Origin of the sequence: Vibrio fujianensis, from assembly GCF_002749895.1 — a bacterium.
In the GTDB taxonomy this organism is placed as follows: Bacteria; Pseudomonadota; Gammaproteobacteria; order Enterobacterales; family Vibrionaceae; genus Vibrio; species Vibrio fujianensis.
The window spans coordinates 84239-93661 of the sequence record NZ_NBUS01000042.1; the positions used below are offsets into that span (position 1 = coordinate 84239).

A 9423-nucleotide genomic window follows, 5' to 3' on the forward strand; every position below is an offset into this window, starting at 1 on the left:
TTAAAGACACAAGTCAGTTTATCCCAGGACATGGAGGAATTTTGGATCGTATCGATAGTTTGATGTTTACCGCGCCGTTGTTCTTCCACTATCTTTATTACCTTTACTACTGAGGTGTGTATGGCGCGTCTTCTCAAAGTGCTGTTTTTTTTATTGATCGTCAAACCCCTTGTGTTTATTGGTTTGGGATTAAATGTCTTGCAACGACAACATTTACCGAGCCAAGGCCCGATCATTATCGCAGCGAACCATAATAGTCATTTGGATACCTTAGTCCTGATGGCTCTTTTTCCGTTACACTTAATTCATCGAGTTCGCCCTGTCGCTGCGGCCGACTATTTTCTGGCTAATCCATTTGTCGCTTGGTTATCACTCAATATTATTGGCATCATTCCGATCCGTCGAACGCCTTCAAGCAGTGAGCGCGATACCGTGCTACAAGCCTGTCATGACGCGCTAGAACAAAATGACATTCTAATTATTTTCCCTGAAGGTAGTCGTGGTGAGCCGGAAATTATGAGTGGCTTAAAAAAGGGAATTTATCACTTAGTCAAACATCATCCACAACGTTCGGTGTTACCGGTGGTGATGCGTGGATTAGGTCGCTCCCTGCCCAAAGGAACCGCGATGTTGGTACCTTTCAACTGTGACGTTGTCATTGGTGAACCGTTAAGCGGCTTTACGGATGCAGAGGATTTTGTGCTCACGATGCAAAAGAGTTATCAGCACTTAGCTACACACTGCATCACACATTCCCAAGCGGCGGTCGACGATCATCAGCAGGATTTTTAGCTATCTATCACCAACATTCCCAATCACATCGTAAAATGAGGTGATTGGGAAGAACCGATACCACAGCAATTTTCAGTAGAAAGGAGAGCTAAGTTTTACTCACCTTATTTTGGGGGGGTTGAAACAATTAGCCAAACCATACGTGTAAAGTGTATAGCAGCGAGGCCTAGCAATACGAATAACAATGCTAACACCAGCCACTGCTGCATGAAATCTTGTTGGGTCAAGTCGGTTTCTAGCACCAATTCGAGGCTATCGGCTGTGGCTCTTGCAGAAATAACCACACCTTGTATCTCGCTAAAATTTGACACTTGGTTGAGGTATTCACGGAAAGTGGTCAACCCATCGATACTAAATTGGGCATTTAATTGGTCATATAATTTTTCAAGCTTAGGAGGAACCTGGGTAGCGCTTGCTAAATGAATCAACACTGCTGGTTCAGAGAGTGGATCACTCAAGTGGTTATCAACCAATTGCTGGCTAATCTCTTTATAAACTAATGCCATGGCCTGTTCTAGCGGATAAGTTTCACGCTTATGAGTCACCAAATAGGCAGTTTCATACTCATCTGATACCATTTGTTGCCAACATTGCTCAGCCGAACAAGTGCTCGGATTTGGTAAATCCGCTAATAACTTCTGCCACTGTTTAGTTAACTCTTCTTTAAATTGAGGACAATGCTCCGAGTAGTCACAAATAGGAGCAAATAATTCTGTCATCTTTTTGAAATATCGACCACTTAAACCTCGAATATCTTTTCTGGCACTGATGGTCTGCTTATTTAGTGATGCCAGAACAGTCAGGCGATAATAAGTATTAGCATTTAATTCTGGAGTAAGGTTGGCATTATTGTAGTTGTTAATAAATGCTAATTTAGTTTCCTCTACACTATCTGGCACACTCAATGTTGGTAACGCGTGATCAAGTAAATAAAAACGTTGGCATAAAACAGAATCAAAGCCATCCCAGTGGTTTTTTTCTGTTTTTAAACATTGCCGATGACCAGACAACACCACTTTTTCGCCTATATTGGGATGCTGTTCTAACAACTCAGAAGCCCCATTAGCGGTAATCTTTCTCTCGTGCCAAATTTGTTGCAAACTCGCATCAAAAATAGGTTTTTCGACCATATTAAATGCAATTTGAGCGAAAATTAAAATAGCAATTAGCATACTAACATGAGGAGTAACTTGCGGTCTTGCTTCCGGCTGATCGGCGGCTAGCGATAAATTTTTATCGATAGAAACTAGTTTTTCTCTTTCAGGATACACCTCAAAATTAACAAAATGATCTATTTTTCGTTCGATTTCCTTTTTCCATTTAATGGGTGCATAGTAAGCGTATGAGCTAGCCATCGTTAATTGAGGCGGCTGAAAATATACCAGAAGCTCATCGCCACTCTCTTCTAGACTATAAATTTTTCCATTCATTTTCGTCACCAGCACAGGTTTAGAGTGAGCGCGACGCATTCGAATAAAAAGCCAATAATTCAAAGGAAGGAGAAATAAGCTAGTGGCTGTTGCCAGAGCAGGATATCGCGAGTCGAATAACAATAAGAATAAGCACATGTTCAGCAGTACTGCGATCATACTGCCCATACCCAAGCCGGTGGGTTTTAATTGCTGATGTTCAGAAGCGTTGGCTTCACGTTTACCGGTTATTTTGATGTTGCTTTCTTTTAATTGACCTATTTCAGCATTATGTATTTTTTTATGATTAAGTTCTCGATTTTTCTGTTCGGTAGCGTCCTCTGTGATATACCAAACGTTATTTAATGAAATAAGCCAAGCTTCATCATTTTCATATATCACTTCAACAATATTTTCTTCGGGTTGCAGGTATGGCTGAGCGGTATAAGGGATATCGATCAAATATCCATTTATAGTGAAAAATTGCTCTGTGGCAAAACCATTTTTCTTTAATACTGACTTGGATATTTCACCAATAATTTCATATACTTGAGTATCTTTAGGTTCGAAATTAAATTTAGTTTTTAACGCATTTCTTTCCGCAAACGTTGTATGACGCGTTGGTTGAAGATCTTGGGGTAAACTTTCTAGTTTAGATTTAGCTGTGTCTTTTTCAGCTTTAAAACTAATTAAAGCAACAAGAGAAACAATCGCTATTATTAAGCTTATTATCAATATAAAGTTATTCATATCGCAAAAATTAAGTCATCAAAAAGATTGGTCAATGTAGCAAAATACCATATTGAAATCATTACAATTTGCGTCGTTGATTATCCACAACCATCTTGTATGCTAAAACAACGATGCAAAATGGTTTGAAGCCAATTTGCATCGTTGTAAGTTAGTGTTAAGAGAAAAGCAAGAACGTACTCAACCTCGCTAAGCAGCGCGGACGACGATATGCATTGAAAGATTAGCTGGTGACAAAATATTCTACTTTAATCTGATATATAATCGTATAAATCACAGGTAAAACAACCAAGGTAAGCACCGTGGCAAAACCTAAACCAAACACTATCGTTACCGCCATTGACTGAAAAAAAGGATCTGAAAGTAAAGGAACCATTCCTAACATCGTCGTTAATGCCGCCATCCCAACAGGCCTAACCCGACTCACCGCTGATTGATAAACAGCTTGGTAAGGCGGTTTACCATCTTTTAATTCCACGTTAATTTGATCAACCAATACAATGCTATTTTTGATAATCATCCCACTTAAACTCAGCATTCCTATAATTGCCATAAAACTCAAAGGAGCATCTAATACTAGTAGACCAAAAGCTACGCCTATCACCGCAAGCGGTACGGTCAACCAAATAACAATCGGCTGTCGTAGCGAATTAAACAGTAAAACGGTAATCAAAAACATGGCTAAATACCCCATGGGGATAGAGCTAGCTAATCCTTGCTGCGCTTCAGAAGAGGTTTCAAATTCACCGCCCCACTCCAGTGTATAGCCAGCAGGTAACTCTAAGGCCTCAACCTTATGACGTACTTTTTTGAGTAATGAATCAGCGGTTTCATGGCTATAAGTTGCCGGATCAGCTAATACCGTAATCACTCTCTTTCTATCACGACGCATGATGATGGGGTTTTCCCACTCACTAGTAAAATGGCTAATCAGTTGGGTTATCGGTGTGAAATCACGATATTTAGAACTCCAAACTTGTAACTCATTTAAACTATTAGCCTGTTTACGTTCATTCGCCGGGGAACGAGCAATTATCGGTAATAGGTGTGAACCATCCCGATAAATACCTATTTGTTGACCATTAAAATTGCGTAGTAAAGCGGTATCTAGATCTTGCTTACTAATTCCAATTTCACGTGACCGAGCTAAATCAATTTGTGGTCGAATAAATAAACTCTGATTTCTCCAAGTATTACGAATATTATCTGCGTCAGATTCTTGATCAAAGATAACCTTAACATGCTCTGCTAATTTTCGAAGTATTATAGGATCATCCCCATACAGCCTTGCCTCTATCTTCGCCGCTGGAGATGGGCCATTTTCCATTTTTTTTACTCGATATTCAGCTTCCGGATAAGTATCTCTTAAATATTGCTCTAGCCAAGGTAAAAACTGGGCTAGATTTTCTAAATCTCTCATCTCAAGTAGTAATTGAGCGTAAGCAGCATACGTTTTCTCTGGCTGGTAGGTTAATGCAAAACGTTGCGCTCCCTGCCCGGTCACCGAGGTAATATTCACTATACCGTGTTCATCATAAATAGGTAATAAGTCGTGTTCAATACGCTTGACTAACGTCTCAGTACTGAGGATATCAGTGCCTTCTGGCATCCAAATATCGACCATAAAAATAGGTGTTGTAGATGCTGGGAAAAATACACTTTTTACTTTTGTCATGCCGACTACAGCAGCAATGAGCATCAGGAAAACGGTGATCAAACTCAAAAAACGATAACGCATTGCAGACGATAATATTTTATCGTATATATTAAAAATGACTCCGTTATAAGGGTTTTCTTCAGCATTATTTTTATCTCCATCCTTAAAAAGTAAATAACAAAAGAAAGGAGTAATTGTAATTGCCGTCAACCAACTGATTGATAATGATATAAGCAATACTTGGAATAAAGAGGCACAAAACTCTCCCGTAGCATCTGATGAAAGGCCTATCGGCGCAAAAGCCATAATCGCAATGATGGTCGCACCTAATAGCGGCCCTTGACTTTGTTTAACAATACGACTAGCCGCCTCCCTACGACTTAATCCTTTTTTTATACCAATAATAATACCTTCAGTAACAACAATTGCATTATCAACTAGCATGCCGAGAGCAATAATTAATGCGCCAAGTGAAACGTTCTGTAACTGAATACCAAATACATTCATGACAATAAATGTCCCAAGTATAGTAATCGTTAAGACGGCCCCCATCAAAAGCCCGGATTTTAACCCCATAAACACCAACAAAACGAGAATCACAATCGCAACAGACTGAGCAAGATTAATGATGAATCCACTAACGGATTTATCCACAATTGATCCTTGATCATAGATGACATTAAGTTGCATTCCGACTGGAATTTCAGATGATAATGATTCTAGATGTTGGCTAATTGCCCGAGAAATATCGACCACATTCACGCCAGAAGAATAAGAAACACCGACCGATAAAGCTTTTTCTCCATTGTTATGATAAATTTGACTTGGTGCTTCTGTGGTCGTTCGATATACATTAGCAATATCCCCCAAATAAATTAACCGTTGGCTGTCCGCAGGGCTGACTAAAATATTTTTCATTTCGGTAATATCAACAAATTCCCCTGTTGGATGAATTCGTATTCGATAATCACCAACCAGCATTTTTCCTGCATTGGAAACCACATTTTGAGTTTGCAATAGCCCGTAGATATAATCCGGCTCTAACCCTAAAGCCGCTAATTTTTGCTGGCTTATTTCTACTACGACTATTTCTTGTGGAATACCCGAAACGGAAACTTTTTTTACCCCAGGTATTAATACCAGTTCTCGACGTAATAAATTACTAAAATTATGCAATTCTCGATAGCTATAATCTTTTCCAGTAAGATTGAGTAGATAACCATAAACATCAGAAAAATCATCAACAATTACCGAGGGGCTAACACCAGTGGGCATCGTACCTTGCGTATCGTTCACTTTACGCCGTAATTCATCCCATACTTGCGGTAAACTATGCTTATCATATTGATCGCTAATTTCTACTTCGATTTGAGATAAGCCCGCACTATTGATTGACGTTATGTGCTTTATCTGTGACATCTGCTGAATCGCATCTTCTAATGGAAGCGTCACTTCTTCTTCTACCTGTTCCGAGCTTGCCCCCGGATAGTTAGTAATCACTAAGGCTGTTTTTATGGTAAATTCAGGCTGCTCAAGTTGTCCTAAACTCGTGAAAGAAATAACCCCTCCAACCATCATCAATAATACAACCATCCAACTGATCACTTTATGGTTAATGCTATAGAGCGCTGCATTCATGGTTATACCCCTCTCGCCCAAGTCAGGGGTTTAACTAACTCTTTTCCCGTTAACGAGTTGACACCATTAACAACCACTTGCTCACCACCCTCAAGCCCAGACAAAATTTCAACCCCTTCAGCGCGAAGATTACCTAGTGAAATCGGGGTTAATTTCAATGTCTGAGTCTCTGGCTGATATACCCAAACAAAGGCATCATGTTCCCCTTTATCTGTAAAATCCTGACCTGTTTTCACTAACGCACTCAATGGTAAAAGTGCCATCGAAGGATAATGAGAAGAATCAGGGATCATATCAATTGAGACCGTCGTACTCATCCCGGGTAATAAATGCATGTGTTCTGGTGCGGTTAAGGTAAAGGTCATTTCATAGGTTTGTGTTCCTTCCGCTGCAAGAGAACTATGCTCTTTATAACGCAACAAAAAACGCTCCCCTAAGCTATCAAACTGCGCAAAAGCCTTTATATCTTCAAGAGGCATGGCATTTTTTAAGTCAAGAAGCACAGATTCTGGCAATTGAATTTTTAGATCAAAAGTATCGATATTTTGCAAAGTAATGATGGTTTGATTCGAAGGAATCATTTGGTAGTTATCCGTATGTACCTTCGCGATAACACCTGAAAAGGGAGCATATAACGTCGTATACGCTAATTGATCCTTGCTTGCTCTCAGGCTAGCCTCTGCTGATTTTAAGATCGCACTGGCACTATCAACATCTGAAGCCGAAATTAATTTTCGGTCCAGTAAAGTTTGCTTGCGTTTAAAATCAACTTCAGCAAGTTCAAAGTTTGCTTTTGCATTCAACAGAGCATTGATAGCATCACGTTTATCTAACTCGGCAAGAATATCACCTTGAGTAACAGATTGTCCTTCCACTAAATCTAGTTGAATCAGTTCTCCATTAATTCTAAAAGCAAGGTCTGCTTGCTGGCTCGCATAGACCTTACCAGGGAAACGTCGTTGTTGTGACGACGGGGATTGATCAATAAGAAGCAATTTTACCGAGCGAGGTGCACTTGGATGGGTAGCTTCGTTTTGACTGGCAAAATTACAACCAGCAAGCAAAGTTGATAGTGCAAATATGCTAGTAATTGGATAAAACATAAATTTCAACATAGTATCCTTGAGATCTGTCTACTAATAAAAATTTATTATAGAGAACCCTTCCATTGCAAAAAACACAACAATGTGCAACATTGAGTTCTAAAAATCAAAACAAAGGCATCTAAATATGAGAATAGAAGATATTAAATTATTTCATTTAATTGTAGATGCAGGCAATTTAACTAAAGCCTCTGAATTACTAGACTTGCCTAAATCCAACTTAAGTCGACGGATTAAAAATCTAGAAATAGAGCTAAAAGTCAGCTTATTCCATCGTCATCAACGAGCAATCACGTTATCGGAAAATGGCCGACTCTTTTATCAACGCACTCAACCCCTCCTGGCAGATTTCGATGCCGTCATTGAAGATATGACACACGATTCACTTGAGCTAAACGGTCATCTTAGATTACAGTTACTACCATTACCGGGGATAGATATCTTTGAAAAATCAGTATTTAAATTTATGGAGAAACACCCTAAAGTACATATAGAAATAATTATCAGTGCCGATGACAGAAACTTAATTAAAGATAATATAGATATCGCCATTCGTATTGGAAAACAATTAGAAAACTCTAATTTAATTGCACGTCCATTAAAAACAATTACCATGGGCTATTACGCCAGCCCTATTTATTTAAAGAAGCATGGCCATCCCTATAGTGAAGATGAATTAAAACAACATAACTTTATTATTCAAAGAATGCCTGATGGCAAATTAGCAAGGCAGTTTCCTTTATCTAACGGACAAACATTTCAGGCAAAAGGAAAACTGATTGTCAATGATATTGCGCTTATCACCAGTGCTTGCATTCAACACCAGGGAGTAATGTACCACCCGAATCATCTTGCCAAACCTGAAGTCGAACAAGGAAGATTAGTACATTTATTGCCAAAAACTGATTCGGTAAAATATACTGGATGGCTAGTTTATCCCAATCGCAGTAGTTTATCTCGCGCAGCAAAAGCTCTAATAGATTTTATATACAAAGAAGTTGAACCTATGGTGATTGAATAGCGATATCCACATACGCTTAACTGTTCAAATAGCAAAAAATCGACAATTATACCCAAACAACTTAGAGTTTCAGGCAGGCGGCAAGAGATAAATAAAGTATTGCTCTATTCAACCTTTGACTGAATAAAATCTAACACTTGAGTGACATACGGATCGGTATCAAAAATCGGATCACCATGGTGAGCCCCATCAACTAAATAAAGATGATTTTCTATCCCATAACCGTCAAGTACACTTTTTAAATACTCACTTTGGCTATATGGTACCGTGGTATCATTAAGGCCATGAAAGATAATAAAAGGTGGTGTTGTGTTATTAATATAAGTTGTTGGGGAAGCCCATTTAGCAAGCTCAGCATCTTCTCTTGGTGATTTACCCAGCATTTTAGCTTGTGATGAGTCTGGTGCGTCATGGTCGATTGCTCCGCTATTTCCTTTCAGTTCAACAAGATCGCTCGGTCCAAAAAAATCCACCACTGCGGACACTTTATAACGCGGCTCATGCCCTGCGAGATAAAAGCCACTGTCATAAGTATTAGACGTCGCCACTAACATCGCCAAATGCGCCCCAGCAGACCGACCCATCATCACCACACGATCACTCTTTAAAGAGAAATTCTGACGGTGATCCATCAGATAATTGATCGCATCGTTAATATCTGCGACTGGTGCAGGAAACGTTGCTTCGCTGCTTAAGCGATAATTTACTACCGCCACCGCGTAACCTTGCTTTAACAACGTGTTCGCTAATCGTCCATTTTTAGTAAAAAATTCATCTTTCGATCCACGCATCCATGCTCCACCATGAACCCATACGAGTAAAGGTGCCGCTTGTTGTTGATGAGGCAGATAAAGATCCAAGGCAAGAGTCTTTCCGTTCACTGTCTTATAATCGATGGTTTGTTTTTGAACAGGAACTGGCGTGAGCTCAAGCCCATTTCTCGCGCTACAACCCACTAAGCTGACGATACCAATCAGCATTGTTAGCCCTATTATTGCTCTTTTCATTATGATGACCTCTTAAAATAGTACACAAGCCAATATTAAAGTAATG

At 39.4% G+C, this 9423-nt stretch carries 7 protein-coding genes; 3 read left to right on the forward strand and 4 right to left on the reverse strand.

The genetic code is table 11. The annotated features are described in order from the left end of the window. Together B7C60_RS18750 and B7C60_RS09285 are read left to right on the forward strand one after the other, a co-directional pair. Window positions 1–113, forward strand: a 113-nt coding sequence (locus tag B7C60_RS18750; RefSeq protein WP_245869194.1) for a phosphatidate cytidylyltransferase, incomplete at its 5' end; no start/stop codon positions are given. Between the two features lie 7 nt (window positions 114–120). Then, complete coding sequence (locus B7C60_RS09285; protein WP_099611408.1) at window positions 121–792, forward strand: lysophospholipid acyltransferase family protein; 672 nt, start codon at window positions 121–123, stop codon at window positions 790–792. A 104-nt stretch (window positions 793–896) separates the two neighbouring features. Here the strand turns inward: B7C60_RS09285 and B7C60_RS09290 are convergent, their stop codons facing one another. The 3 genes from B7C60_RS09290 to B7C60_RS09300 all read right to left on the reverse strand — a co-directional run bounded on the left by B7C60_RS09290 (window position 897) and on the right by B7C60_RS09300 (window position 7361). Continuing rightward, window positions 897–2951: an IgaA/UmoB family intracellular growth attenuator gene (locus tag B7C60_RS09290; protein WP_099611409.1), complete on the reverse strand. Its 2055-nt coding sequence runs from the start codon at window positions 2949–2951 to the stop codon at window positions 897–899. Between the two features lie 223 nt (window positions 2952–3174). After that, window positions 3175–6246 (reverse strand): efflux RND transporter permease subunit, encoded by a 3072-nt coding sequence (locus B7C60_RS09295; RefSeq protein WP_099611410.1) that lies wholly within the window; start codon window positions 6244–6246, stop codon window positions 3175–3177. 2 nt (window positions 6247–6248) lie between these two features. Further along, window positions 6249–7361 (reverse strand): efflux RND transporter periplasmic adaptor subunit, encoded by a 1113-nt coding sequence (locus B7C60_RS09300; protein ID WP_099611411.1) that lies wholly within the window; start codon window positions 7359–7361, stop codon window positions 6249–6251. 115 nt (window positions 7362–7476) lie between these two features. On the opposite strand from B7C60_RS09300, the gene B7C60_RS09305 reads away from it, so the two are divergent. Beyond that, window positions 7477–8370: a LysR family transcriptional regulator gene (locus tag B7C60_RS09305; RefSeq protein WP_099611412.1), complete on the forward strand. Its 894-nt coding sequence runs from the start codon at window positions 7477–7479 to the stop codon at window positions 8368–8370. A 104-nt stretch (window positions 8371–8474) separates the two neighbouring features. Here the strand turns inward: B7C60_RS09305 and B7C60_RS09310 are convergent, their stop codons facing one another. Beyond that, a complete protein-coding gene (locus B7C60_RS09310) occupies window positions 8475–9377 on the reverse strand; it encodes an alpha/beta hydrolase (RefSeq protein ID WP_099611413.1) in 903 nt (300 codons plus the stop codon). Window positions 9378–9423 lie beyond the last annotated feature (46 nt).

Excerpts from the sequence above, each read along its gene's own strand:
- B7C60_RS09285 (WP_099611408.1), top strand. The coding sequence starts at position 121 with ATGGCGCGTCTTCTCAAAGTGCTGTTTTTTTTATTGATCGTCAAACCC.
- B7C60_RS09290 (WP_099611409.1), bottom strand. The coding sequence starts at position 2,951 with ATGAATAACTTTATATTGATAATAAGCTTAATAATAGCGATTGTTTCT.
- B7C60_RS09295 (WP_099611410.1), bottom strand. The coding sequence starts at position 6,246 with ATGAATGCAGCGCTCTATAGCATTAACCATAAAGTGATCAGTTGGATG.
- B7C60_RS09300 (WP_099611411.1), bottom strand. The coding sequence starts at position 7,361 with ATGTTGAAATTTATGTTTTATCCAATTACTAGCATATTTGCACTATCA.
- B7C60_RS09305 (WP_099611412.1), top strand. The coding sequence starts at position 7,477 with ATGAGAATAGAAGATATTAAATTATTTCATTTAATTGTAGATGCAGGC.
- B7C60_RS09310 (WP_099611413.1), bottom strand. The coding sequence starts at position 9,377 with ATGAAAAGAGCAATAATAGGGCTAACAATGCTGATTGGTATCGTCAGC.